Below are 24,796 nucleotides of genomic sequence, written 5' to 3'. Positions count from 1 at the left end.
CCCACCCCGCCTTCGACAGTTTTCCGCGATCTGTCAGATCTCATTCGATTTATCTCGATATCTGGTGGATTTCGACGATGAATGACGTGGATGTTCGATCCGTCATCGGGAAATTGTCGGGGGTGGGGCGGTGTGGGTGGGCAGGACCGTTGGCGCCATGGATGGCGCCATCGAGCCCCCAGGGGTGAGGGCGCTTTGCTTGCGAAGCACTGCTTCGTAAGCGCCCGAACGCACAGCCGCCAGCGGCTGGGCCGGACCGCAGAGCGGGGTTTACGGCGTGTCCTGCCCACCCACACCGCCCCGCCCAACCAGCAGAAAGCCAGAGCTGCTTTTGACGTTGCCGTTGTCGTTGCATTGAGCAGGTGCAGGGCTGCAAGCCCTGCCGAACCCCCCACTGCGGTAGGGTGGGCCGATGCCGCGCTGCAGCTTGGCGCCGCCGCATATTTGATTACACTTGAAACTTGTTTGCCCATGACTCCGGACACCCACCCATGAAGCTTGGTTCTTTGAAGGAAGGCGGCCGCGACGGCACCCTGATCGTCGTCTCGCGTGACCTGCGCCACGGCGTGCGCGCTACCGGCATTGCCGCCACCCTGCAGCAGGCCCTGGAGGACTGGAGCCGCATCGCGCCGCGCCTGAACGCCCTGTACGAATCGCTCAACGCCGGCGACGCCGACGGCGTGTTCGACCTCGACCCGCAGGCGCTGGCCGCGCCGATGCCGCGCGCCTATGAGTTCGTCGATGGCAGCGCCTATCTTCCGCATGTCGAGCGCGTGCGCCGTGCCCGTGGCGCCGAAGTGCCGGAGAGCTTCTACACCGATCCGCTGATGTACCAGGCCACCAGCGCAGGCTTCTACGGCCCGCGTGACGCGGTCAAGGTGGTCAGCGAGGACTACGGCATCGACCTGGAAGCGGAGATCGTGGTCATCACCGACGACGTGCCGATGGCGGCAACGCCGGAACAGGCGGCGGGCCATATCCAGCTGGTCGGTCTGGTCAACGACGTCTCGCTGCGCAACCTGATTCCGGGCGAACTGGCCAAGGGCTTTGGCTTCCTGCAGTCCAAGCCGCGCTCGGCGCTCTCGCCGGTGTTTGTCACCCCCGATGAGCTGGGCGCCGCCTGGCAGGACAGCAAGGTGCACCTGCCGCTGCTGACCCATATCAACGGGACGTGGTTCGGCGCGCCGGAAGCAGGCGTGGACATGCAGTTCAACTTCGCCCAGCTGGTCGCGCATGCGGCCAAGACCCGCCCACTCGGCGCCGGCACCATCGTTGGCTCGGGCACGATCGCCAACGAGGACACCAGCAAGGGCGCCTCGTGCTTCGCCGAGCAGCGCGTGGTCGAGACCCTGCGCGACGGCAAGCCGAGCACGCCGTTCATGTCCTTCGGCGACGTGGTCCGCATCGAGATGCTCGATGCTGCCGGCAACAGCATCTTCGGTGCGATCGAGCAGCGCATCGAGCAGGCGGCCAAGCCCTGAGCATGGAGGCGGCAATGGAGATCCCGGTCGACGACGGCATCGTGCTGTACACCTACTGGCGATCCAGCGCCGCCTACCGCGTGCGCATCGCGCTCGAGCTGAAGGGCCTGGCCTGGGATGCACGGCCGGTGCACCTGGTGCGCGAGGGCGGCGAGCAGCACCTCGACGCCTATCGCGCGCTGAATCCGCAGCAGCTGGTGCCCACCCTGCTGCATGACGGGCACACGCTGACCCAGTCGTTGGCGATCGTCGAGTATCTGGACGAGCGCTTCCCGCAGGTGCCGCTGCTGCCGGCCGACGCCGCCGGCCGCGCGCGGGTGCGTGCGCTGGCCCAGCTGGTGGCCTGCGATATCCATCCGATCAACAACCTGCGGGTGATGCAGTACCTGGAGCGCAGCCTGCAGCTGCCAGCCGATGCCCGCACGCAGTGGACCCTGCACTGGATCGCCGAAGGTCTGGCTGCCATGGAAGCGATGCTGGCCAGCAGTCGCGACACCGGCACCTTCTGCCACGGCGACCGCCCGGGCCTGGCCGACATCTGCCTGCTGCCGCAGCTGTACAACGCCCACCGCTTCGGCCTGGACCTGACGCCGTACCCGACCCTGCGCCGCATCGAAGCGGCCTGCCAGGCGCTGGACGCCTTCGACCGCGCCCGCCCGGAAAACCAGCCCGACGCCGCCTGAAAGAAAAAAAGGGACGGAGGGGATTAAGTCGTTTTTGGCACAAACGACTTAATCCCCGCCGTCCCCTTTCTGCAGCAACCGGGCCAGGTCATCGCGGAACAGGCGGTAGGCCTTCTCGCGGCGTACGTCATCGCCTTGCCGCAGCACCCACGCCGGGTGCACGGTGGCGTAGCCGCGGGTACCGTCCTCCAGTGCGTGCCAGCGTCCACGGTCGCGCGACAGATTGAAGTCACGGCCAAATACCGAGGCTGCCGCGGTTGCGCCCAGGCAGACGATGACCTGCGGCCGCACCCGCGCGATCTCGCCCATCAGCCACGGCCGGCAGGCCTGGATGTGGCGGCTTTCCGGACGCTTGTGCAGCCGGATCTTGCCGCGGCGCTCATGGTGGAAGTGCTTCACCGCGTTGGTGAGGTACAACGTGGCGCGATCGATACCCAGCTCGGCCAGGGCGCGGTCCAGCAGCTGCCCGGCCGGGCCGGCGAAGGGCTGGCCACGCAGATCCTCGGTATCGCCAGGCTGTTCCCCCACCAGCATCACGCCGGCATCGGCCGGCCCCTGGCCGAACACGGTCTGCGTGGTGTTCTCCCACAGTGGGCACTGGCGGCAGGCGCTGGCCTGTTGCCGCAGATTCTGCAGGCTGCGGGTATCGGTGGCCGATATCGCCGCGTCTTCACGCATGGGAATCCTGCGCTGCGGAGGCTGCGCGGGGCGATCATGCATTTCCTGCACGCGATCGCCTGCATCGCGCACCAGGCGCGGCAGCAACTGCGCCTCCGGCAGATGCCGCCAGTACTTGGCCGGCATCTCCTGCATCATCATCCGCGTATTGAGCCGGGCCGGATTGAAGATGCTGGCGTAGTAGGTCTGCCACAGGGCCTCGCGGGCGTCCTCCGCCGGGGCGTCCTCACGCCGTGCCCCTCGGCCAAAGGCAAGCGCCTGCCCATCCCACGCGACGCTGCGCGAGGGCGTCAGGATGGCCCAGCGCATGCCGGTGAAACGGCGCGCGAAGAACGGTGCCACCCGATCGACAATGTGGTGCTGGGGGTCGAACCACGCGATGAACGCCTCGGGCTGCCCGGGTACCTCGCGGAAACGAACGAACGCCTTCATCTTGTGCGTGTCGCGGCGGACGGCCTGGGCCATGGCCATCGCCCGCAGTACGTCGGCATCTGCGGGGTTTGACAGCACCGAGCGTTCGCCACGGGTGATGCGCCACAGCAACCGGTACAGGAGGGCCATGCGCTGTCCGTCGCGATGACACAGGCAGGTGGCCGCCAGCTCCAGGAAGTCGCGCGGTACGTTCGGTGCGCCAGCATCGGCCTGCACGGGCGCCGAGGTGACCGCGGGTGCATCCAGCAGTGATGCGTCGCTGCCCTCCAGCCAGTCCAGCTGCTCCGGCGCCACGTCGCGCAGCAGGGCTTCACGCGCACCGTTGCGCCAGGCCTCCAGCGACCATGGCGGATCCACCCGCTGCGACCAGCGCTGCGCGTCAGGCTGCCGGCGGTGCATCGAACAGCGATCCCTGGCGCGGAGGCGGGGCCAGCTGCGCACGCAGCGCGGCCGGATCATCCAGCGCCTTGCGCGGATGGTGGTCGGCCAGCAGCACGAACGGCAGCAGCTTGCTCATCGGTGCCTTCAGGCGGGCAATGTCGGCTACGCGCAGGCGCCCATGACGGCGCGCCATCAGCACGCGCTTTGCATTGCGCACCCCCAGGCCGGGCACCCGCAGCAGCATTTCCTTCGGGGCACGGTTCAGATCGACCGGAAAGCGTTCGGGATGGCGGATCGCCCAGGCCATCTTCGGATCAATATCCAGATCGAGCATCCCGCCTTGCGTGGTGTCGGTGATCTCGTCCACGCCATAGCCATAGAAGCGCAACAGCCAGTCGGCCTGGTACAGCCGGTGCTCGCGCTGTAGCGGCGGGGGTTGCAGGGGCAGTTGCCGGCTGGCATCGGGAATCGGGCTGAACGCGGAGTAGTAGACCCGGCGCATGCGGTAGTTGCCGTACAGGCTGTCGGCGCTGGTCAGGATCTGCTGGTCACTGGCGCCATCGGCACCCACGATCATCTGTGTGCTCTGGCCTGCCGGTGCGAAACGCGGCGGCTTCGGCCGTGCGCTGCGGGTGACTGCCGGTGCCAGCACGGCCGGCGCCTTGCGCGCCTCCCTGGCTTCCTCGATCCGCCAGCGCAGCTCGCCCATCGCGCCACGGATCGAGTGCACGGTCTTCTCCGGCGCCAGTGCACTCAGCCCGGCCTCGGTGGGCAGCTCCACGTTGATCGACAGGCGGTCGGCGTGGCGCCCGGCACTGGCCAGCAGCTCGGGCGAGGCTTCGGGAATGCTCTTGAGGTGGATGTAGCCGGCGAATCGATGTTCCTCGCGCAGGCGCCGCGCCACCTCCACCATCTGTTCCATCGTGTAATCGGCATTGCGGATGATGCCGCTGGAGAGGAACAGCCCTTCGATGTAGTTGCGCTTGTAGAAATCCAGGGTGAGCGTGACCACCTCGTCCACGCTGAAACGCGCGCGGGCCACGTTGCTGGAAACGCGGTTCACGCAATAGGCACAGTCGTAGACGCAGAAGTTGGTCAGCAGGATCTTCAGCAGCGATACGCAGCGGCCATCCGGCGTATAGCTGTGGCAGATGCCCATGCCTTCGGTGCTGCCGATGCCGCCGCTGGCACGCGAATCACGCTTCCCCGAGCCGCTGGAGGCGCAGGACGCATCGTATTTGGCGGCATCGGCGAGGATGGCCAGCTTGCGGATGGTTTCCATTGAGGAAACCTACGGACGGGAGGTCTCATCGGATGAGACACCTCCTGAACCCTTCAGAAAAAGGGGACGGAGGGAATCACGTCGTAAGTGCATTTACGACTTGATTCCCTCCGTCCCCTTCTTCTAGAAGCCGTGGGTGATGCTGGGTGCGCCGGCCGAGAAATCCGCGTACGGGTCGTGCTCGCCGGTGCTGCCTTCGGACAGGCGGAACTTCAGCGCAAGGCCATCGCGTGAGTCGGCCGCGCGCAGCGCCTCCTCCTGATCGATGACGCCGGCCTTGGCCAGCCGGAACAGGCACTGGTCGAAGCTCTCCATGCCTTCCTCCAGCGACCCTTCCATCGCCGCCTTGATCTCGTGCACCTGGCCGCGGCGCAGCAGGTCGCGGATCATCGGCGTGTTGATCAGCACCTCGGTGGCCGGCAGGCGACGGCCCTCCTTGTTCTTCACCAGGCGCTGGCTGATCACCGCGCGCAGGTTCAGCGCCAGGTTCATCAGCACGTTCTTGTGCGCGCTTTCCGGGAAGAAGTTGAGGATGCGCTCGATGGTCTGGTCGGCGTTGTTGGAGTGCAGGGTGGCCAGGCACAGGTGGCCGGTTTCGGCGAAGGCGATCGCCGCCTCCATCGTCTCCGCATCCAGGATCTCGCCGATCAGGATCACGTCCGGCGCTTCACGCATGGCGTTCTTCAACGCGTTGTGGAAGGCATGGGTGTCCAGCCCGACCTCGCGCTGGTTGACGATCGACATCTTGTGCTTGTGCAGGTACTCGATCGGGTCCTCGATGGTGAGGATGTGCCCGGTGGTGGTGCTGTTGCGGTGGTCGATCATCGACGCCAGCGAGGTGGACTTGCCCGAGCCGGTGGACCCCACCACCAGCACCAGCCCGCGCGGGGTCATGATGACGTCCTTCAGCACCTGCGGCAGGTTCAGCTCCTCGATGCTCGGGATGCGGCTGCGGATGGCGCGGATGACCATGCCGACCTCGCCCCGCTGCTTGAACACGTTGACGCGGAAGCGCCCGGCATCGGGCAGGGCGATGGCCATGTTGAGCTCCAGCTCGCGCTCGAACTGCGGCACCTGGCCTTCGTCCATCAGCGAGTAGGCGATCTTCTTGACCATGCCCGGCGGCAGGCCGGTATTGCCCAGCGGATAGAGCTTCCCCTCGATCTTGATGTAGACCGGTGCCCCGGTGGTCAGAAACATGTCCGAAGCGTTCTTTTCGGTCATCAGCTTCAGGAAGTAGCCGATATCCATTGCGAATTTTCCCCAACGAAACGGCCGACGCCCGTTGCCAGCACGGTGTCGGCTTGACGACAATGGCCGTGAACCGACAACCGGTACGGCCTCCCCAATGAAACGACTTAGCTTCGCACGAATGCGCCATGGCCTGTATGTGATGGCGTTTGCATTCGCACTGTCTGCCCCCGCCTGGGCGCAGGACGCCGCGCTGGAACTGGCGCAGGCCCGGCAGGCGGTGGACAAGGCCACCCAGGCCGATGCCGACCAGTACGCCCCGGACCTGATCGGGCTGGCCCGCCAGGGGCTGGAGCAGGCCCAGCGCGCCGCCGGCGACCGCCGCGAGCGCAAGAACGCCCCGGCGATGGCCCTGCGTGCCGCCGCCGACGCCGACCTGGCGCGCGTCCGCAGCGAGGAAGCCACCGTCACCGCACAGCTGCAGCTGCGCCGCAACGAGGTCAACCAGCTGCAACGCCAGCTGTCGACCGGGGAGGACCGCCGGTGAAGCCGATGACTGCCGCAACCCTGGCCGCGCTGCTGGCGCTGCCGACCCTGGCCGTGGCCGCCGACAACCCGATGGTGGCGCAGCTGAGCCAGCGCCTGATGGCCATCCAGGCCAACCCCGACACCGCTGAGCTGGGCGCGTTCGAGCGCATGCAGGCCCAGCAGGCGATCGCCACCCTGGACAAGGCCAAGCGCCGCGACCAGGAACTGGCCACCTATCTGGCCGAGCGTCGGGTGGAGATCGCCGAGACCGCCGTGCGTACCGCGATGGCCGCGCGTGAGGTCGACCGCCTGGAACGTACCCGCAGCGATCTGCTGATCGAGGCCAGCCGCCGCGATGCGGCCCGCGCCCGCCAGGAAGCCGAGCAGCTGCGCATGCAGGCGCAGATGCAGGCCGAGGAGGCCGAGCGCCTGCGCCAGGCCGCCGAGGCCGAGACCCTGGCCCGCCAGGATGCCGAGAATGCGTTGACCAGCGTGGCCGGCAAGCAGCAGCAGCGCCTCAGCGCCGCCCAGCAGAACGCCGCCAAGCTGGCCCGCGAGGAAGCCGAGCTGGTGTCCGGGCAGAAGCTGCCGGGCTCGAAGTTCGATGGCCGTGGCGAAGTCTTCACCTTCAATGGCGACGCGTTCGCCGCCGGCGCCTCCAGCCTGTCCGGCGGCGCCCGCAACCAGGCCAAGGCACTGGCCGAATACCTGAACATCGGCAAGAAGGGCCGCCTGCGCATCGAGGCCTACGACAACGCCAATGGCGTGGGCCAGAAGCGGGCCGAAGCGCTGCGCGATGCCCTGGTCGCAGCCGGTGTCGCCAGCAACCGGATCCAGGTCAGCGGCAAGAAGGCGGCCTCCACCCGGGCGCGCTCGGCCGAGGTCATCATCGCCCCGTAATGCATTGATATTGTTTGTTTTTCGTTGCGATGAGCATTCAGCCTGAACCCCGCCCCGGCGGGGTTCGGTCTTTTTGACGCAGGGGCTTGAACCCCGCCCGGAGCAGGCGTAGGGTCAATCGTCCGGGACGCAATGCCGCGGACCGGACGATGGGAGGGCCGGGCCGATGCAAGCAGGGCGCGAACCGCAGCAGATCGACGTGCGCAGGCCAGTGCCGCAGGTCGTTGCAGGCGTCCAGGTGGCCATCGACCGGCACTCCTCCATGAACAACGCCCCGTGCCTTGCGGCCGGGGCGTTCGTGTATCTGTCGAAGGAGGTCCATCATGTTTGAAGATCAGCCCCAGAGCGAGATCGACGCACGTCGCGCGCGTGATCCGGAGTTCAGGGCACTCCATGACCAGCACCGCAAGTTGAACAAGAAGTGCATGGACGCGGAGTTGGGCGTACTCCCGATCGATGATGTCACCCTGGGTCGCATGAAGCGCGAGAAGCTGCTGGCCAAGCAACGACTTCTGCGAATGTACGAAACACCGCTCCCGATGACGTCCCCCACGCTTTGACGCACCCCGTCGCGCCCGGAACGGCGTGACCCCGGCCAGTGATGGCCCCGCCGGGCGCTCCTGCCCCGGCATCGCGGCACCGCCGATGAGGCGGCCGCGCCAAGGCACCACAGGCGGTGGTGCCTTGGCCTGCAGGCACAACTCACCGATGCGGGTGGTACCGGTCTCCTCGTCGATCCGGGGCCGCCCGCATCTCTTTCGGGGTGGGCGGCCGGGTAGGCCGATTCCGACCTGACATTTCAACGTCATCCAGCGGATAATCATCGGTCCTGCCCCGTGCGGCGCGAACCGACAGCCCCCGAATGCCCATCCATTCTTCCGTCCTCGAACTCATCGGCCAGACCCCGATCGTCAAGGCCCAGCGCCTGGACACCGGCGTCTGCGAGCTCTATCTGAAGCTCGAGAGCGCCAACCCGGGCGGATCGATCAAGGATCGCATCGGCCTGTCGATGATCGAAGCGGCGGAACAGCGTGGGGATCTGAAGCCGGGCGCGACCCTGGTCGAGGGCACGGCCGGCAACACCGGCCTGGGCCTGGCGCTGGTCGCCCAGCAGAAGGGCTATAAGCTGATCCTGGTCGTTCCCGACAAGATGAGCCGCGAGAAGATCTTCAACCTGAAGGCGATGGGCGCCGAAGTGCGCCTGACCCGCTCGGACGTGGCCAAGGGACACCCCGAGTACTACCAGGACCTGGCCAAGACCATCGCCGAGCAGACCCCGGGCGCCTACTTCATCAACCAGTTCGGCAACCCGGACAACCCGGCCGCGCACGAATTCGGCACCGGCCCGGAGATCCTCGAGCAGATGGGCGGCGATCTGGACGCCATCGTGTTCGGCTGCGGCAGCTCCGGCACCATGACCGGCCTGTCGCGCGCGTTCGCCAAGCTGTCGCCGAAGACCGAACTGGTGCTGGCCGATCCGGTCGGCTCGATCCTGGCCGAGTACATCAATGAGGGCAACCTCAACGACAAGTCGGGCAGCTGGCTGGTGGAAGGCATCGGCGAGGACTTCCTGCCGTCGATCTCCGATTTCAGCCGTGTCACCAAGGCCTATGCCATCAGCGACGCCGAGAGCTTCCACACCGCGCGCGAACTGCTGGGCAAAGAAGGCATTCTCGGTGGCTCGTCCACCGGCACCCTGCTGGCCGCCGGCTTGAAGTACTGCCGCGAGCAGACCACGCCGAAGAAGGTGCTGGTGCTGGTGCCGGATACCGGCAACAAGTACCTGTCGAAGATGTACAACGACTACTGGATGCTGGACAACGGCTTCCTGCAGCGCCCGCAGCACGGCGACCTGCGCGACCTGATCCTGCGCCCGTACGGCCAGCGTGACACCGTGGTGATCGGCCCGAACGACCTGCTGACCACCGCCTACCAGCGCATGAAGCTGTACGACGTTTCGCAGCTGCCGGTGATGGACGGCGACCAGCTGGTCGGCATCGTCGATGAAAGCGACGTGCTGCTGCATGTCTATGGTGATGAAGCGCGCTTCCGCGACACCGTCGCCACTGCGATGGTCAGCAAGCTGGACCGGCTGGACGTGAAATCGCCGATCGAGGCCCTGCTGCCGGTGTTCGACCGTGGCCAGGTGGCGATCGTGATGGATGGCAACAGCTTCCTGGGCCTGATCACCCGCATCGACCTGCTGAACTATCTGCGCCGTCGCGTGCAGTAGGGCGAAGATCCCTGCAGATCGTCACAGATCGCCACTGAATTCAGGTTTATCTGCGTCAAAGGTCATTAAGGCCCCGCTGGTAGACTCCCGATCCTTTGACGGCGCCGCAGGTCGGCGCCATTCAGGAAACGACATGTCCAACTCCTCTTCGACCGACCGTGCGCTGGCCCTGGCCACCCTGGCCATCCACGGCGGCCAGTCGCCGGACCCGAGCACCGGCGCAGTGATGCCGCCGATCTATGCCACCTCGACCTACGCCCAGTCCAGCCCGGGCGAGCACCAGGGTTTCGAGTACTCGCGTACCCACAACCCGACCCGCTTCGCCTACGAGCGTTGCGTGGCGTCGCTGGAAGGTGGCACCCGCGGCTTCGCCTTCGCCTCGGGCATGGCGGCCAGCTCGACGGTGATCGAACTGCTGGATGCCGGCAGCCACGTGGTGGCGATGGATGACATCTACGGGGGCAGCTTCCGCCTGTTCGAGCGCGTGCGTCGGCGCACCGCCGGGCTGGATTTCAGCTTCGTCGACCTGACCGATCTGGCTGCGTTCGAGGCATCGATCACGTCGAAGACGAAGATGGTCTGGATCGAGACCCCGACCAACCCGATGCTGAAGATCGTCGACATCGCCGCGGTCGCCGCCATCGCCAAGCGCCATGGCCTGATCGTGGTGGTGGACAACACCTTTGCTTCGCCGATGCTGCAGCGCCCGCTGGACCTGGGTGCCGACCTGGTCCTGCATTCGGCCACCAAGTACCTCAACGGCCACTCGGACATGGTCGGTGGCATGGTGGTGGTTGGCGACAACGCCGAACTGGCCGAGCAGATGGCCTTCCTGCAGAACTCGGTGGGGGGCGTGCAGGGTCCGTTCGACAGCTTCCTGGCCCTGCGTGGCTTGAAGACCCTGCCGCTGCGCATGAAGGCGCACTGTGCCAACGCGCTGGCGCTGGCGCAGTGGCTGGAAAAGCACCCGGCGGTGGAGAAGGTGATCTACCCGGGCCTGCCGTCGCATCCGCAGCACGAACTCGCCGGCAAGCAGATGGCCGGCTACGGCGGTATCGTTTCGATCGTGCTCAAGGGCGGTTTCGAGGCGGCCAAGCGTTTCTGCGAGAAGACCGAGCTGTTCACCCTGGCCGAGTCGCTGGGCGGCGTGGAGAGCCTGGTCAACCACCCGGCGGTGATGACCCACGCCTCGATCCCGGTCGCGCGCCGCGAACAGCTGGGCATCAGTGATGCGCTGGTGCGGTTGAGCGTGGGTGTTGAAGAGCTGGGGGATCTGCAGGTGGATCTGGAACGGGCGTTGGGTTGAGTGGCCGCGCCCCAGTTATGTGCGGACCTGTCCATTACAGATTCGAGAGGCACCTGAGTCCATGACAATGCTCAAGGTGCTGATGTGGATCTACCAACGGCCGATGGTGCGAGGGCTGGCACGCCTATTGCTGCCCAGATCTGTCCGCTTGAACGCCATGCATCGAGCTGCGCTGAAGGCCAGCGAGAACACGCGGTTTGTCCGGACGCCAAACTGGAAAGTGGAGTTGCCGCCAGTTGGATTGCAGAATTTGCCCGGCGAAAGCCGGCATGGAGAGCGCGCGGGCATCAATGTGTTCGGCTATCTTCGTGGGCAGTTCGGTCTGGCGGAAAGTGCTCGATACTATGCTCGGGCACTGATGGAGGCGGGAACGCCTGTGGCTCTGGTCGATCTCGAGCTCGATCTGCCTCATGGATGGCAAGACGACAGCCTCCAGCAGCAGCTTGGAGAGGTGGCGCCCTATCCCGTGAGCCTTATTTTCGTGAACCCGGACTACTTCGAGGAGGCCCTCCAGAAGATTGGTCCGGAGCGACTCAAGCACAAGCACCTCATCGCTTGCTGGTTCTGGGAGCTTGAGACCATTCCCTCCAGTTGGCTGCCTGTGATCGAGCGGGTCGACGAGATTCTTGTTGCATCGGAGTTCGTTGCGGGCGCGTTCAGACGTGTAACGTCCAAGCCGGTGCTTTGCGTGCCGTTACCGGTTGGCGGTCCAAGAACAAGTGAGCTCACTCGCGCGGACTTCGGCCTCGAAGAAGATTCGTTCATCTTCCTTTGCACCTTCGATTTCAACTCCTGGATTGCACGCAAGAACCCGCAGGCAGCTATCGATGCTTTCAAACTGGCCTTCCCTGATGATCCATCAGTACGACTTCTTCTTAAGACCATCAATGGGCATCGGCATGTGGAGGCCTTCCAGCGATTCCTGGATCAGGCCCGGTCCGATCCTCGCATCCTGGTCCGCGACGATCTGATTGATGGCGCGCATGTTGGCGCACTGCAACGCTGTTGCGACGTCTATGTCTCCTTGCACCGGGCAGAAGGATTCGGACTTGGCATGGCTGAGTCGATGTGGCTTGGCAAGCCTGTCATGGCAACTGGATGGTCGGGCAACATGGAGTTCATGGACGCTGGATCTGCAGCGCTTGTCGACTACAGGTTGGAGATGGTGGGCGAGGGAGAATATCCACATGAGGCTGGCGATCGGTGGGCAACTGCTGATGTACGGGACGCGGCGCGTCATATGCGCCGATTGATGGATGATCCAGACCTTCGTCATGAACTCGCGAAGGCGGGATCTGCCAAGGTTCATCACGTTCTATCGCCGCAGCGGTGTGCGTCCCTGATCAACGCGAGGATCGCGGAAGTAATGTCTGGAAAAGAGAAGCCTGACGGAGGTTGTGGCAATGCGTGAAACATTTGCGGCTATTTGGGCGTATCGCTACTTCATCGCGTCGTCGATAAAGAACGAACTCCGGCTGCGCTTTGTTCGCAGTAAGCTGGGAGGGCTTTGGATGATCATTCATCCTTTGGTCCAAGTGCTCATCTTTGCCTTGATACTTAGCGAAGTGCTGGCGGCCAAGCTTCCTGGCGTGGACAACAAGTTTGCATATGCGCTGTATCTGCTTTCAGGAATACTGTGCTGGACGCTCTTCTCGGAAACACTTGGGAAGTTCACCAGCTTGTTTGTGGATAATGGAAATCTTCTGCGCAAAATGGCGTTTCCAAGAATCTGCCTGCCCATAATTGCTGGCGGGTCAATGCTGGTCAACAATCTATTGTTGATGGCGGCAATATTCGGAGTCTTCCTGTGCCTGGGTCACATGCCTGGTTCGCAAGCCTGGTGGTTGCCAGTGCTGATTCTCATTACAGTGAGTCTTTCCATGGCAGTGGGCATGCTGTTGGGCGTGATGAATGTCTTCATGCGTGATATAGGGCAGATTGTCCCCGTTTTTCTGCAGGCGTTCTTCTGGCTCACGCCGATTGTCTATAGTGTTGCGATCCTGCCAGATCGCTATCGGGATCTTTTCAAGTTCAACCCGCTATACCCGTTGGTTACCAGTTACCAGAACGTTCTTGTATTCAATAGGCCGCCGCTTTGGGGGGACCTGGCTGGACTCGTTCTTGCAACGGTAGCCGTCGCCTGCGTCGCACTCGCTGTTTTCCGTCGTGCCAGTGCTGAAATGGTGGATTCGCTATGAGTGGGCAGCTGAAGGTTGAAAAGGTAGGCAAGGCATATCGCGAGTGGGGTTCAGAATGGGCCCGCGTGCTTTCGTGGTTCGGTTTTCCTACCCTGGCCAGATCCGAGCATTGGGTTCTACGGGATATCGGTTTCTCGGTAGGCCCAGGAGAGGCGGTTGGGATCATCGGTCAGAACGGCGCGGGTAAGAGCACCCTTCTGAAAATGATTACCGGTACGACTCGTCCTACCGAGGGGGCGATTCATCTTCAGGGTAGGGTGGCCGCGATTCTTGAGCTTGGCATGGGGTTCAATGTCGAATTGACTGGTCGCCAGAATGCCAGGCATGCGGCTGGGCTCATGGGGTATCCGATTGATGAGATCGAAAGGGCCCTCCCGGCGATCGAGGAATTCGCCGAGATCGGATCCTACTTTGATGAACCGGTACGAACCTACTCCAGTGGTATGCAGATGCGCGTGGCATTCAGTGTAGCCACGGCCTTTCGTCCGGATATGCTTATCGTTGACGAAGCGCTTTCTGTCGGCGATGCGTACTTCATTCATAAGTGCTTCCAGCGGATCCGGGAGTTCCGTGAGGCTGGAACGACGCTGCTGTTCGTTTCCCATGATCCCACTGCTGTCCAGTCACTTTGCGATCGTGCTGTGCTGCTCGATCAAGGAAAGCTTGTGCTCGACGGTGAGCCTCAGCAGGTTTTCGATTACTACAACGCCTTGATCGCCGAAAAGGAGAACAGCACCGTCCGCTCTGAGTCCAATGCGGAGGGGCGCGTTGTGACAGAGTCCGGGACAGGTGAGGCCGTGATCGAGGAATTGAAACTGCTGGACGAAACCGGTAGAGCGATTGAGTATGTGCTGGTAGGGCAGGAGGTGGTACTTCGTGCCGAGGTTGTCATCAATGAAGACATTGATCAGCTCGTTTTCGGATACATGATCCGGGATCGCTTGGGACAGGCGATTTTTGGAACGAATACTCATTACACTGAACAACCCCTCGCGAACCTTCGAAAGGGGGAGCGCGTCGCTTTTGATGTTGCCTTCAATGCAGGGCTGGGAACTGGCTCCTACTCGATATCTGTAGCGCTGTCGAGTACCGAAACGCACCTGGTCAAGAACTACCAGTGGCGTGATCTGGCAATGGTGTTCACCGTGGCCAATGCCGATCGACCGACCTTCGTTGGAAGTGCTTGGATCCCGCCTGCAATTACGATCACCAAACAGTTGACGCTACAGCGTTGATGGTGGAGAAGCTTTTTACATGACTGACACTGAGAACCAGCCCCTTGATCCCGTCCGGCTCATGAATGCGATACGCATGGAAGTCGCTGTGCCCGGGCGAGCTGTCACCGAAGAAGATGTGCCTGAGAGCATGACGATCGAGGAGATTATCGCTCGCATCTCGACGGCCGCGCCTTCGCCGGCTCGTAAGCTCAGTTTTGATCGGCGCCGCCATGCGGTTGCCAAGGTTGCTGCAGAGCAGCGAATCCGGACCCTTCCTCGCAAGGAAAGCTACTCTGCAGCCGAGATCTACTCGTTCTATGATGTAGAGTTTATTCATGCAGCCTACATGGCAGCGCTTGGGCGTGCGCCTGATCCAGGTGGAGAGAAGTACTACCTCGGGTTGCTGCGAGCCGGGACGCTGTCCAAGGTTGATATTCTTGGCGTACTTCGCTGGTCAGCGGAGGGACGAAGCCACAATGTGCCGATCCGTGGCTTGTGGCTGCCGTATCAGATTGGCCGGGTCAGCCGGCGGCGCATCGTCGGCCCAGTGGTCCGTTGGTCGCACGCGTTGTTGGGAATCTCCCGGATCAAATTCCAGCTCCGCATGCACGACAATGCACGCGCTCTCGAATCCATACAGATGCAGCGGGAGCTCGCTGATATCAGCGCGCGCCTGCGCACGCTTGACGATGCTTCCGGACAGACCAGTACGCTTTCAAGCAGGACAGACAGCCTTGAGAATGACCACGTTTCAAGAGACGAGTACATTCGTCTCGAGGCTACCCATGCAGGATTGAAGCGTGCGTATGATCTGCTGAGCGGGCGCGTTGCCGAGATGGAGCGCTCTCAGGATCTGTTGAATGTGCGTCTTGTTGAGGCACATCGGTTGCATGATCTGGTGCTTGGGCGGGTTTCCGAGCTGGAACGTTCGCAGGGCCTGATGAGTGTTCGTCTTGCTGAGGCACATCAGGAACATGAGCTGGTGATCGGGCGCCTCGTCGAGGCGGAGCTCTCGCTTGACCTGATCAATGGGCACGTTGCCGAGGCGAATGCATTGCATGAGCTGGCATCCGGTCGGCTTGTGGAACTGGAGCAGGGGCAGCAGCTCATCAAAGGACAGCATGCCAACGCGGAGCATTCCCATGGTCTTCTGGAAAAGCGCACCGGCGAGGTGGAGCAGTTGTATGACTCGGTGGCCGCGCGTCTAGGTGAGATGGCCCGAGCGCTGCAGGTGATCGGTCAGCAGAGCGAAGCCCGAGCCAGCCAGGAGCTGTCGACCAGCCCGGAACAGCTTTCCGCAGGGATATCAGATCAAGTATATGCTGCGTTCGAAGACGCGTTCCGCGGAAGCCGTGAGAGCCTTCTTCGCAAGGTCGAGCCCTACAACGCCTGGATGAAGGAGTGTGGCGCAGGTTCCAGTGATGGCCCCATCCTCGATATTGGTTGTGGGCGAGGCGAATGGCTTGAGCTGGTCCGTGAGAACCAGTGGGTAGGTCGCGGCATCGATCTCAACAAGAGCTTCGTTGAACATTGCAGATCGCTTGGTCTCGACGTAGCACAGGGCGACGCCATTGCGCTCCTTCGTGAGATTCCCGACGGTTCAATTGGGGCTGTCACGTCCATGCACTTGGTCGAGCATCTGCCCTATGAAGTTGCAATCGCCTTGATTGATGAATCCCTGCGGGTACTGAGGCCGGGGGGTAGTCTGATCCTGGAGACGCCCAATCCGGAGAACCTGATGGTAGGCGCGCATTGGTTCTATCTTGATCCTACGCACCGGAATCCGATTCCTCCGGCGAGCCTCGCCTGGCTTGTCAAGCAGCGAGGATTCCAAGAGGCCAGAATCGAGCGTCTCACGTACGGACGTGAGATGGACGTGCCCACTCCCCTTGAAGGCGACGATGCCACCAGCAATGTCGTCAATTTCCTGCTCAAGCAAGTATCGTTTCCTGCCGACTACGCGATTGTCGGTCGGAAGGCTGCGATATGACCTCATCCATCAAACGACTTCTGGTGACAGGAAGCTCTGGGTTTGTCGGGGGGCACGTGATCACTGCCGCTGCGCAGGGAGTCTTTGGCGACGTCGTCGTTCAGGCCTTGCCGCGCTCGGTCGATCTTCGAGATGCCGCTTCGGTTGCAGCCGCAGTGCTGGAGCTCAAGCCGGATCTCGTGCTGCATCTTGCTGGGCAGAGCTTCGTTCCACGATCGTTCGATGATCCTGCAGAAACCATAGAGATCAACCTGCTAGGCACCCTCAATCTGTTGCTTGCGCTGAGGGCCGCAGCATTCAATGGCCGGATGGTCTACGTCAGTTCTGGCGATGTCTATGGGCAGGTTGCCGAGGTGGATTTGCCGGTAGACGAAAGGACAATCCCGCACCCGCGAAGCCCCTACGGCGTCAGCAAGATTTCCGCTGAGCAATTGTGTCTGCAATGGCACCGTACCGAGGGGCTGGACGTTATGATTGCGCGTCCCTTCAATCACATCGGCCCCGGACAATCTGCGAGCTTCGTTGTCCCTTCGCTCGCACGTCAGGTCGTGGAGATCAGAGACGGAGAGCGAAGCGCCGTGATCGAGGCCGGGGATATTGATGTCACCCGCGACTTCACCGATGTCCGGGACGTGGTGGCGGCCTATGCGGCAATGTTGTCCGCGGGGCGTTCTGGGGCAACGTATGTGGTCGGGTCGGGGCGGGAGCGCACGGTCAGATCATTGCTGGAGATACTGCTGGCACAGGCAGGTGTAGTTGCCGAAGTGCGGCAGGACCCAAAGAGGATGCGGCCCTCGGAGCAGCGACGGATGTGGTCGTCTCCGGAGTTGCTAAGGATACATACCGGCTGGATGCCCAGGATCCCGGTAGAGACGACACTTGAACAGATACTAATGGACGTAAGGACAAAATAATGACCCATAAGAATGCTCTTATCACCGGGATCACCGGCCAGGATGGCGCCTACCTGTCGCAGTTGCTCCTTTCCAAGGGATACAACGTGCACGGCGTGCTGGCGCGCCGCAGTACCGATACGCTTTGGCGCTTGCGTGAACTCGGTATCGCCTCCGACGTCGTGCTTCACGACGGCGACCTCACCGATCTTTCGTCGATGATCCGTGCGATGCAGAGTTCAGGCGCAGCCGAGGTCTACAACCTGGCTGCCCAGAGCTTTGTCGGTTCGTCCTGGCAGCAGCCTATCCTGACTGCCCAGGTCGATGGTGTCGGCGCGCTGAATGTTCTGGAGGCTGTGCGCATCGTCAATCCGGAAGCTCACTTCTACCAAGCATCAACCAGTGAGATGTTTGGCCTGATTCAGGCCGAGAAGCAGAGCGAGACGACGCCGTTCTATCCGCGTAGTCCTTACGGTGTCGCCAAGCTCATGGCGCATTGGGCAACGGTGAACTATCGCGAGAGCTTCGGCCTGCATGCTTCCAGCGGTATCCTTTTCAACCATGAATCACCGCTGCGCGGCATCGAGTTCGTAACCCGCAAGGTCACCGACGCTGTTGCCAGGATCAAGCTTGGCAAGCAGAAGGAGCTGCGTTTGGGCAACATTGATGCCAAGCGTGACTGGGGCTTTGCCGGCGACTACGTCGAAGCAATGTGGCTGATGACGCAGCAGCCAAAGGGAGACGATTATGTCGTCGCAACCGGCATGACCACCACGGTGCGCGAGATGTGCCGGATTGCTTTCGAACATGTGGGTCTGCAGGCCGAGGATCACCTCGTAATTGACGAGAAGTTCTTCCGCCCTGCGGAAGTCGATGTGCTGTTGGGAAATCCGGACAAGGCCAAAGAGAAGCTGGGCTGGTCGCCGAAGACCTCATTGCAGGAACTGATCTGCATGATGGTCGACGCCGATCTGCGGCGCGTCAGGGACGGCGGAACTCGATAAAATGGGTGTGCTCATTACATCGGTGCAGGTTCCGTTCATTCGCGGAGGCGGCGAAATCCTCGCGGAAAATCTGAGGGATCAAATCGCATTGCGCGGATACAGAGTCGATCTGTTGACCAATCCGTTCAGGTTTTCGCCTCCTTCAAGTGTGGAAGCATCGATGAACTGGTGGGCTGCACAGGATTTGTCCAGTTTCTGCGCAGGTCAGGTGGACAAGGTCATCCACCTGAAGTTTCCGTGCTATGGCGCTGCGCATCCAGACGCACGACTCTGGTTGCTGCATCAGCATCGCGCTTGCTATGAGCTCTGGGATACCGAGTACGGTCCTGGCGCAAATGCATCTCCTGATGAGCTGAGAGTAAAGGGCCTGGTTCATGAGTTTGACACCCGGCATCTCGGTGCCATCTCCAGGCGCTACACAATTGCCGAGACGGTAAGTGAGCGTTTGGAGCGATTCAACGGTGTCAGCTCCAGCCCCATCTATCACCCACCGAAGAATGCGGAGTTGCTGCACACCGGTCCTTCGCTGCCCTACATATTCGCACCATCCCGTCTGGAGCCGCTCAAGCGGCAAATGCTGCTTGTGAATGCCATGGCCAAGGTGAGGTCGCCGCTTCGGGCGATCATCGCAGGGACAGGAGGGGCAGAGGGTGATCTTCGCAGGCGGATCGCCGAACTCGGGCTGCAGGATAGGGTCGCATTGGTTGGTGCGGTCACGGATGAGGAAATGCGTGCCTACTATGCCAATGCACGCGCGGTGTTTTTCGCGCCCTATCGCGAGGACTACGGTTACATCACGCTTGAAGCAATGCTGTCTGCCAAGCCGGTAATTACCTGCAAGGACTCAGGAGGCGTTCTCGAGTTTGTGGAGGACGGCTTGAATGGACGGGTGTTGGATCCCACCGCCGAAGCAGTTTCCGAAGCCATTGAGGCGTATGCCAATAAAACACTTGCGGTTGAGCACGGAGCTTCCGGTTTTGACCGCTATGCTGCGTTGAATGTGAGTTGGGACAACGTAATTTCGACACTGCTTGACTGAAGAACCTGGCGAATCATGAAGAAGACGATAGCGATAGTCTCCCCCAGTCCTGTTCCGTTCGTTAACGGTGGAATCGAGAACCTGACTTGGTCTCTCGCCGGTTACCTCAATGGAGCTGGAGATGTCCACGTTGAACTGATCAAGGTCCCCAGCCCCGAGTACGACTTCGAATCGCTGATGACCAGTTATGAGAGGTTCTCGCTCCTGGATCTGACGCATTTCGATTCAATCATCAGCGTCAAGTATCCGGCTTGGATGGTCCGACACCCGGATCATCGTATCTACATGGCACATTGTCTGCGCGGATTGTATGACACGTATCCGGAGCAGCAGATGGGGCTTTCACTTCCAGCAGGTGCGCCGGCTGAGGTTGAGAAGCTGTGGAGTATCGTCAATAGAAAGCATTTCGACAGGTACGATCTTCCTGCGATTTTCGATGCTGCGCAGAAGGTTCTGCGGGAGGGCGGGAATTCGGCGTGGACAGCCTTGCCCAGTCCTCTTGTACGTAGCGTAGTCCACCGGCTTGATGCCATTGCCATGCGTGACGTCTCGGTGTTCAGCGCTATCTCTGCAACTGTGGCGAAGCGGAAGTCGTACTTCCCCGCAGAAGCTCAAGTTCATGTCGCCGTGCCTCCCAGCGGCCTGGTTCCCAAGTCACCTGACCCGCAGGACTACATCTTTACGGTCAGTCGGCTGGATGCACCAAAGCGAATCGATCTACTGGTGCAGGCCATGCGGCAGACCAAGGGCGAGACAAGGTTGCTCATTGCAGGTACTGGTCCGCAGCTTTCGGTTCTGAAACAGCTCGCGGGTGAAGATGCGCGAATTGAGTTCGTCGGCTATGTGGGCGATGAACACCTCGCGGACTACTACAGGAATGCGCTCTGTGTGGCATTTGTGCCGCAGGATGAAGATCTCGGTCTGATCACCCTTGAGGCAATGTCGTCGGGCAAGCCAGTGATCACGACCCGTGACTCGGGCGGTCCGACTGAGTTCGTCGAGGATGGCGTAACAGGTTGGATCTGTGAGCCGACGCCATCATCGCTTTCCGCTGCGTTCAACAAGGCGGCGCTCGACAAGAATCGCACCGCCGAGATGGGACGGGTTGCGCGGGATCGTATCGCTGGGGTCGCAAACTGGCCAAACGTTGCATCTGTCCTGCTCGGCCCAGTTACGTCGACTCAAGCCAATAGCTTTGTCGCCGGGAGCAGATCGGCTCGCGTGAGAAAGCGAATTGTCGTCCTCAGCTCCTTCCCGGTGTTTCCGCCACGCGGTGGTGGTCAGGCGCGTATATTCCACCTTTGGAGAAGAATCGCGAGGCATCACGATGTCATTATCCTCGCGCTGACCAGTGCATCCGACGCCATGCTTGATCGGGAGATCGCACCCGGCCTGCGTGAGATCGTTGTGCCAGTAACGCAGGAACAGCAGGATCACGAGCGTGTGGTTTCGCAAAGCCTTGGATGGCAGCCTGCATCCGACGTTGCGTTCGCGATGCGACCAGACCTGACTCCCGAGTATCGAAGAATCCTGCTTTCACTGCTGCCAGATGCTGCCCTGCTGGTTGCCTCGCACCCATATGCGGCAGCAGTGGTCCGCGACGTAGAACTCCCGACTGTATGGTACGAGGCACATAATCACGAGGCGCCGATGAAGCGGGGGATGTACGGGGATACGCCAGGCGCGAACTCTGTGGTCGCCGCGATTGATGAGCTCGAAGGTTGGTTGTGCAAAACGGCGTCAAAGATCGTTGCTGTATCTGACGCTGATGCGCGAGCCTTGGGTGAGCGGCACGAAGTGGCCGCTGATCGTTTCATCATTGCTGTCAACGGTGTTGATCTGGATTCAGTTGCTTTCCGTGATCAGGAGGCGCGAAAGCTGCTTGCTGCGCGCTTTGGATTGCATCGTCCAGTAGCGATGATGCTTGCCAGTTGGCACGGTCCGAATCTCGAAGCCGTGGACGTTCTGATCCGGCATGCTGAGGAACTCAAGCATGTGGATTTCTGCATCATTGGTAGTGCATCCGGCGCATTCAAGGATCGAGTGCTTCCGGAGAATGTTCATTTCCTTGGTATGGTCACGGACGACGAGAAAGATGCGCTGCTCGGTGCGGCAACGTTCGCGGTCAACCCAATGGTATCGGGTGGCGGTAGCAACCTGAAATTACTCGACTATATGGCCTCGGGCGCACCGGTGGTAACCAGTGCATTTGGTGCGAGAGGCACTGGCGTCAGCAGTGCTGAGGCGTGGATCTATGACGGGGAAGACCTGTCGCAGGTTGTACGCAGTCTGCTCAATGCAAGTGGCGAGGATGTCGAAACCAGGGTGCGCCATGGGCGTTCCTTGGTGGAGCGGGAGTTCTCGTGGGATGTTGTTGCAAGTCGTGTGATCAAGTACATCTGAGCGGCATCCTGCAACTGCTTGGAGTAAACGGAATCGTTTACTCCAAGTCATCCTTTCAGTGTTGGCGCCGCTACCGAAGACCTACAGGCGGTCACCATTGATCTGGGCATGCAAAGCTTCAGCTTCATTCGATTGCCTCATGATGGCAATGGCGGTCTCCCGCTCGCATCCGTTACTTAGTCGGCCTAGGAAGTACTCCAGCCCAGCTGGGTCTGGAGCCCGAGCGAGCAGTTTTTCGTACATGGCCGTCACAAAGGCGTTGTCATCTCCATCCTCGATCCAGTACTCGGGTTCGACGTGGAATGTCTTGATGGCGTCGATCTCAAGCAGCCATGTGTCGCGCTCGCTAAGCGCAACTACGTCGAATCCGGCACGGCTGAGCCACCAGCGCGCGGACTCTGGCGTGAAGCTGTTGAAATGGTAGTCCCCGGTATAGCCCTGAGTGCCGAACAAACAGGCGACGATGCTGTCGTGGTAGGCAGGATCACGCGCGTCGTTGGAAGAGATCAAGGCGCATGCGCCGACGATGTTGGGGATCTGGATATGCAATGTGCCTCCAACTCCCAACAGTCGATTCCATTCCTTCAATGTACTGAGGCACTTGGCTCTAGGAATGTGCTCAAGGACGTCATTGGCCAGGATGTGCACGTAGTACTGGGATGGCAGCATTGGAAGACGCGAGGCGTCACTGACCAGGTCCGGGGCGTGGAAATCATTCAGGTCCACGTTCAGAAAATCGGCGCGCTTGTCGAAGCCGCATCCAATGTTCAGCTGTCTGGGAAATGCTGCCGGATCAATGCTCACACTAGGGTTGGACATGCTAGGGGCCTCTCCTTCAGGGAAGAGCAGGGTGTATGCCCGCCATCGCAGGCATACACGACAGAGCGCTTGCTTGTGATGCCGCCACTATGCCGCAGAAGCCGTTGGAATTCTGTGCATGGGGCGCCGACATCCGGCGCCGTCCTCCAAGCCTTTCAGCGAGCCTGGGTGCTATCGAACCTCGATTGCACTGACCGAGATGCCGAGATCGCGCACATCCTCGGACATGCCCAATGCCTTCGGCGAGATCGGTGAGTCGATCAAGAACTGAACATCGAGCGTTGAGCTGTTCGATGGTATGGAAAGCGCCACCGTTCGTGTTGGTCGCGTTGCCTCAAAACTGTACGTCTCTACAGCCACACCGTTCACGACCGCAGTAACCTTCAGCGAAGGATGGCGTTCGTTGACGAAGGCCTCCGTCCGAAGTACAAGGAGCTTCGCGTTGTCGGGGAGCTTCATTCTCAGGCTGGCGGAGGGCGCTGAACTCCAGCGCCCCCAGGCCTCGGGTGCAGCCCAGCCAGAAAGAAAGACGCCCTCAACCTCGGCAACACTATGGACGCCACGTTGGATAGGCTGGGCAGCTTCTTCAATCTGGGTTGGAGTCAACTCCATGTAGCGTACCCCTCTGCTTCCTGTTGGAAGAACAGGTTCAGCCAGTGCCCGAATTACGGCGTCACTCATCGCGCAACGTTCGCGTCCCAGTACCTGAAGGTCTTCATCGTCCTTGCGGGTCACCAGCAGCTTTCTGCAGTTGGCCCCGACCACAACGCTCGAGAACGGCGTGTCAGTCTCGCCGCGAGTGGAGTAGCGCTCGAAGAAAATCTCCGGCAACGGATCGTATGCCCAAGGCAGCGTGCCTTGAACAAACCGCGAGGCACGCGTCGGAGTGCCTGTGTCCTCGTAACGCCAAGGATTGTATGTGTAAATGTTGTAGGGAATGTACAAGGCGAGGCCGATGGTTGCCATGGCGACCAATGATCGAGGGTGTCGGCTTGCCATCAATGCATCTATCAGGGCAATGATCCCTGGAATGAACAGGCACAGATACCAAAGGCCATAGCGCGCGACATCGACTGTAGCTCCGGCATTGACGTTCTCTGTAGCTGACTGCGCATACAGGTTGAAGGCCAGATAGCTGATGACAAGCGTCATCATCAATGGGGCACGGTAATCGGTGCGTGCGCGACGAACGAGCAGGAACGCGAGCACGAGCAGTGCACCGAGGGGCCAATTGGGGAACAGGCCCACATCCGGATCAAACAGAAATACCGTTCCCCTGATGATTCCTGCCGAATCTGTTGATGCTCCACCGGCAATCAATTGCGGTGTGATTGCACCGTGTCGGATGAAGTAGTAGATCGGGTGGAGCAAGACCAGGCAGCAGCTCAGTACGGCAGGCGGCATCATCCCCCGTAGTGCCTGGGGGATGGACGATGCACGCCATTTCATCAGGAAATCGGCGAGAACCAGTACACCCGCTGGGGCTGCCAGGCTGATGTTCTGCGTGGATGCCAGTGCTAGGCACACAGCGGCCCAGCCGGGTTGACGGCGCCCGGTAAGCAGTACTGCTCCGCAACCTAGACAGAAGGTAAAGAACTCGGTGTGGACTTTGTTGACAAACCAGAAGATGGGAGACGCAAGCGTCAGGATCATTACGGCAGCTACGCCGCGGGCACCATATGTTCTGAATGCCAACAGCAGCAGGGAGCTGAACATCATCGCGTGCAGCATCAGGAATGATGCGTTGTGCGAAACCGCATATCCCATGAGTCTCACCGGCTCGGCAACGATCGATGCGAGCAGGGGATACATCCAGAAATGATTGAAATCCCATTGCCCGTCCTTGACCAAGGCAGGGAACGACTGCTTCAGCGTGTCGGTGGGCACCATGGACTCGATGGTGCCGCTGAGATAGAGCGTGTCGTACGCGTTCCAGTCGGCTTCGGTCAGATACGGATGCTTGCTGGCACTAAGCGCCACCTCCATCGCGTAGTACTCAGAGCCATCTCCCGTCCGCACGGCTGGCACCTGCAGCAGCAGCCACAGTGTCACGATCGAGATGGCAAGCCATCCCCCCAACGTCACGAAGAGGGAGCGCCAATGCGCGCTCCCGTTGCGGGCCGATACTGCGAGCATTG

General features: G+C 61.4%; 20 protein-coding genes. 15 read left to right on the top strand and 5 right to left on the bottom strand.

The genetic code is table 11. The annotated features are described in order from the left end of the window. Positions 1 to 491 precede the first annotated feature (491 nt). Complete coding sequence (locus N7590_RS11555) at positions 492 to 1,481, top strand: fumarylacetoacetate hydrolase family protein (RefSeq protein ID WP_004154063.1); 990 nt, start codon at positions 492 to 494, stop codon at positions 1,479 to 1,481. Positions 1,482 to 1,495: 14 nt separating this feature from the next. Beyond that, the gene (gene maiA / locus N7590_RS11550; protein ID WP_279935522.1) at positions 1,496 to 2,164 is read left to right on the top strand and encodes a maleylacetoacetate isomerase; all 669 of its coding nucleotides are present in this window, start codon (positions 1,496 to 1,498) and stop codon (positions 2,162 to 2,164) included. A gap of 48 nt (positions 2,165 to 2,212) precedes the next feature. On the opposite strand, the gene N7590_RS11545 is transcribed toward maiA, so the two are convergent. The 3 genes from N7590_RS11545 to N7590_RS11535 form a co-directional block, all read right to left on the bottom strand. Continuing rightward, positions 2,213 to 3,673: a UdgX family uracil-DNA binding protein gene (locus tag N7590_RS11545; protein ID WP_164241828.1), complete on the bottom strand. Its 1,461-nt coding sequence runs from the start codon at positions 3,671 to 3,673 to the stop codon at positions 2,213 to 2,215. Further along, a complete protein-coding gene (locus N7590_RS11540; protein WP_053508798.1) occupies positions 3,654 to 4,937 on the bottom strand; it encodes a putative DNA modification/repair radical SAM protein in 1,284 nt (427 codons plus the stop codon). Before N7590_RS11540 ends, N7590_RS11545 begins: the two co-directional genes overlap by 20 nt. Before the next feature lie 123 nt (positions 4,938 to 5,060). After that, positions 5,061 to 6,188, bottom strand: a complete 1,128-nt coding sequence (locus N7590_RS11535; protein WP_053508796.1) for a PilT/PilU family type 4a pilus ATPase — start codon at positions 6,186 to 6,188, stop codon at positions 5,061 to 5,063. Between the two features lie 121 nt (positions 6,189 to 6,309). On the opposite strand from N7590_RS11535, the gene N7590_RS11530 reads away from it, so the two are divergent. The 13 genes from N7590_RS11530 to N7590_RS11470 all read left to right on the top strand — a co-directional run bounded on the left by N7590_RS11530 (position 6,310) and on the right by N7590_RS11470 (position 21,839). After that, positions 6,310 to 6,675, top strand: a complete 366-nt coding sequence (locus N7590_RS11530) for a DUF4398 domain-containing protein (RefSeq protein ID WP_005415160.1) — start codon at positions 6,310 to 6,312, stop codon at positions 6,673 to 6,675. Beyond that, positions 6,672 to 7,556: an OmpA family protein gene (locus N7590_RS11525; RefSeq protein ID WP_080281838.1), complete on the top strand. Its 885-nt coding sequence runs from the start codon at positions 6,672 to 6,674 to the stop codon at positions 7,554 to 7,556. Before N7590_RS11530 ends, N7590_RS11525 begins: the two co-directional genes overlap by 4 nt. Positions 7,557 to 7,879: 323 nt before the next feature. After that, positions 7,880 to 8,116: a YdcH family protein gene (locus N7590_RS11520; RefSeq protein ID WP_004154075.1), complete on the top strand. Its 237-nt coding sequence runs from the start codon at positions 7,880 to 7,882 to the stop codon at positions 8,114 to 8,116. A 302-nt stretch (positions 8,117 to 8,418) separates the two neighbouring features. After that, positions 8,419 to 9,789, top strand: a complete 1,371-nt coding sequence (locus N7590_RS11515) for a pyridoxal-phosphate dependent enzyme (protein WP_004154078.1) — start codon at positions 8,419 to 8,421, stop codon at positions 9,787 to 9,789. Between the two features lie 133 nt (positions 9,790 to 9,922). Continuing rightward, a complete protein-coding gene (locus N7590_RS11510; protein ID WP_049459266.1) occupies positions 9,923 to 11,095 on the top strand; it encodes a cystathionine gamma-synthase in 1,173 nt (390 codons plus the stop codon). Positions 11,096 to 11,162: 67 nt separating this feature from the next. Then, a complete protein-coding gene (locus tag N7590_RS11505) occupies positions 11,163 to 12,506 on the top strand; it encodes a glycosyltransferase family 4 protein (RefSeq protein ID WP_049459270.1) in 1,344 nt (447 codons plus the stop codon). Beyond that, complete coding sequence (locus tag N7590_RS11500) at positions 12,499 to 13,293, top strand: ABC transporter permease (protein ID WP_049446229.1); 795 nt, start codon at positions 12,499 to 12,501, stop codon at positions 13,291 to 13,293. Before N7590_RS11505 ends, N7590_RS11500 begins: the two co-directional genes overlap by 8 nt. Then, positions 13,290 to 14,528 (top strand): ABC transporter ATP-binding protein, encoded by a 1,239-nt coding sequence (locus N7590_RS11495; RefSeq protein ID WP_049459265.1) that lies wholly within the window; start codon positions 13,290 to 13,292, stop codon positions 14,526 to 14,528. Before N7590_RS11500 ends, N7590_RS11495 begins: the two co-directional genes overlap by 4 nt. Before the next feature lie 19 nt (positions 14,529 to 14,547). Then, positions 14,548 to 16,500 (top strand): methyltransferase domain-containing protein, encoded by a 1,953-nt coding sequence (locus tag N7590_RS11490; protein ID WP_164241829.1) that lies wholly within the window; start codon positions 14,548 to 14,550, stop codon positions 16,498 to 16,500. Then, positions 16,497 to 17,414, top strand: coding sequence for a GDP-mannose 4,6-dehydratase (locus N7590_RS11485; RefSeq protein WP_164241830.1), 918 nt, complete (start codon positions 16,497 to 16,499; stop codon positions 17,412 to 17,414). Before N7590_RS11490 ends, N7590_RS11485 begins: the two co-directional genes overlap by 4 nt. Next, positions 17,414 to 18,397 carry a GDP-mannose 4,6-dehydratase gene (gmd, locus tag N7590_RS11480; RefSeq protein WP_049446224.1) on the top strand — a complete coding sequence of 328 codons (984 nt, stop codon included), beginning with the start codon at positions 17,414 to 17,416 and terminating at the stop codon, positions 18,395 to 18,397. Before N7590_RS11485 ends, gmd begins: the two co-directional genes overlap by 1 nt. 1 nt (position 18,398) lies before the next feature. Continuing rightward, positions 18,399 to 19,436, top strand: a complete 1,038-nt coding sequence (locus N7590_RS11475) for a glycosyltransferase family 4 protein (protein ID WP_279935521.1) — start codon at positions 18,399 to 18,401, stop codon at positions 19,434 to 19,436. 15 nt (positions 19,437 to 19,451) lie between these two features. Continuing rightward, positions 19,452 to 21,839: a glycosyltransferase family 4 protein gene (locus tag N7590_RS11470; RefSeq protein WP_164241832.1), complete on the top strand. Its 2,388-nt coding sequence runs from the start codon at positions 19,452 to 19,454 to the stop codon at positions 21,837 to 21,839. 81 nt (positions 21,840 to 21,920) lie between these two features. On the opposite strand, the gene N7590_RS11465 is transcribed toward N7590_RS11470, so the two are convergent. Together N7590_RS11465 and N7590_RS11460 are read right to left on the bottom strand one after the other, a co-directional pair. After that, positions 21,921 to 22,658, bottom strand: a complete 738-nt coding sequence (locus N7590_RS11465; RefSeq protein ID WP_053508782.1) for a DUF4214 domain-containing protein — start codon at positions 22,656 to 22,658, stop codon at positions 21,921 to 21,923. Between the two features lie 171 nt (positions 22,659 to 22,829). After that, the gene (locus tag N7590_RS11460; RefSeq protein ID WP_164241833.1) at positions 22,830 to 24,794 is read right to left on the bottom strand and encodes a hypothetical protein; all 1,965 of its coding nucleotides are present in this window, start codon (positions 24,792 to 24,794) and stop codon (positions 22,830 to 22,832) included. Positions 24,795 to 24,796: the final 2 nt, after the last annotated feature.

It is taken from the genome of Stenotrophomonas sp. GD04024, from assembly GCF_029837545.1.
Taxonomy (GTDB): domain Bacteria; phylum Pseudomonadota; class Gammaproteobacteria; order Xanthomonadales; family Xanthomonadaceae; genus Stenotrophomonas; species Stenotrophomonas forensis.
Note: the sequence above shows the minus strand (reverse complement) of the source record. Positions and strands in the feature narration are given on the sequence as shown.

Coding starts and splice junctions, on each gene's coding strand:
- N7590_RS11555 (WP_004154063.1), top strand. CDS start 492: ATGAAGCTTGGTTCTTTGAAGGAAGGCGGCCGCGACGGCACCCTGATC.
- maiA (WP_279935522.1), top strand. CDS start 1,496: ATGGAGATCCCGGTCGACGACGGCATCGTGCTGTACACCTACTGGCGA.
- N7590_RS11545 (WP_164241828.1), bottom strand. CDS start 3,673: ATGCACCGCCGGCAGCCTGACGCGCAGCGCTGGTCGCAGCGGGTGGAT.
- N7590_RS11540 (WP_053508798.1), bottom strand. CDS start 4,937: ATGGAAACCATCCGCAAGCTGGCCATCCTCGCCGATGCCGCCAAATAC.
- N7590_RS11535 (WP_053508796.1), bottom strand. CDS start 6,188: ATGGATATCGGCTACTTCCTGAAGCTGATGACCGAAAAGAACGCTTCG.
- N7590_RS11530 (WP_005415160.1), top strand. CDS start 6,310: ATGCGCCATGGCCTGTATGTGATGGCGTTTGCATTCGCACTGTCTGCC.
- N7590_RS11520 (WP_004154075.1), top strand. CDS start 7,880: ATGTTTGAAGATCAGCCCCAGAGCGAGATCGACGCACGTCGCGCGCGT.
- N7590_RS11515 (WP_004154078.1), top strand. CDS start 8,419: ATGCCCATCCATTCTTCCGTCCTCGAACTCATCGGCCAGACCCCGATC.
- N7590_RS11510 (WP_049459266.1), top strand. CDS start 9,923: ATGTCCAACTCCTCTTCGACCGACCGTGCGCTGGCCCTGGCCACCCTG.
- N7590_RS11505 (WP_049459270.1), top strand. CDS start 11,163: ATGCTCAAGGTGCTGATGTGGATCTACCAACGGCCGATGGTGCGAGGG.
- N7590_RS11500 (WP_049446229.1), top strand. CDS start 12,499: ATGCGTGAAACATTTGCGGCTATTTGGGCGTATCGCTACTTCATCGCG.
- N7590_RS11495 (WP_049459265.1), top strand. CDS start 13,290: ATGAGTGGGCAGCTGAAGGTTGAAAAGGTAGGCAAGGCATATCGCGAG.
- N7590_RS11490 (WP_164241829.1), top strand. CDS start 14,548: ATGACTGACACTGAGAACCAGCCCCTTGATCCCGTCCGGCTCATGAAT.
- N7590_RS11485 (WP_164241830.1), top strand. CDS start 16,497: ATGACCTCATCCATCAAACGACTTCTGGTGACAGGAAGCTCTGGGTTT.
- gmd (WP_049446224.1), top strand. CDS start 17,414: ATGACCCATAAGAATGCTCTTATCACCGGGATCACCGGCCAGGATGGC.
- N7590_RS11475 (WP_279935521.1), top strand. CDS start 18,399: ATGGGTGTGCTCATTACATCGGTGCAGGTTCCGTTCATTCGCGGAGGC.
- N7590_RS11470 (WP_164241832.1), top strand. CDS start 19,452: ATGAAGAAGACGATAGCGATAGTCTCCCCCAGTCCTGTTCCGTTCGTT.
- N7590_RS11465 (WP_053508782.1), bottom strand. CDS start 22,658: ATGTCCAACCCTAGTGTGAGCATTGATCCGGCAGCATTTCCCAGACAG.
- N7590_RS11460 (WP_164241833.1), bottom strand. CDS start 24,794: ATGCTCGCAGTATCGGCCCGCAACGGGAGCGCGCATTGGCGCTCCCTC.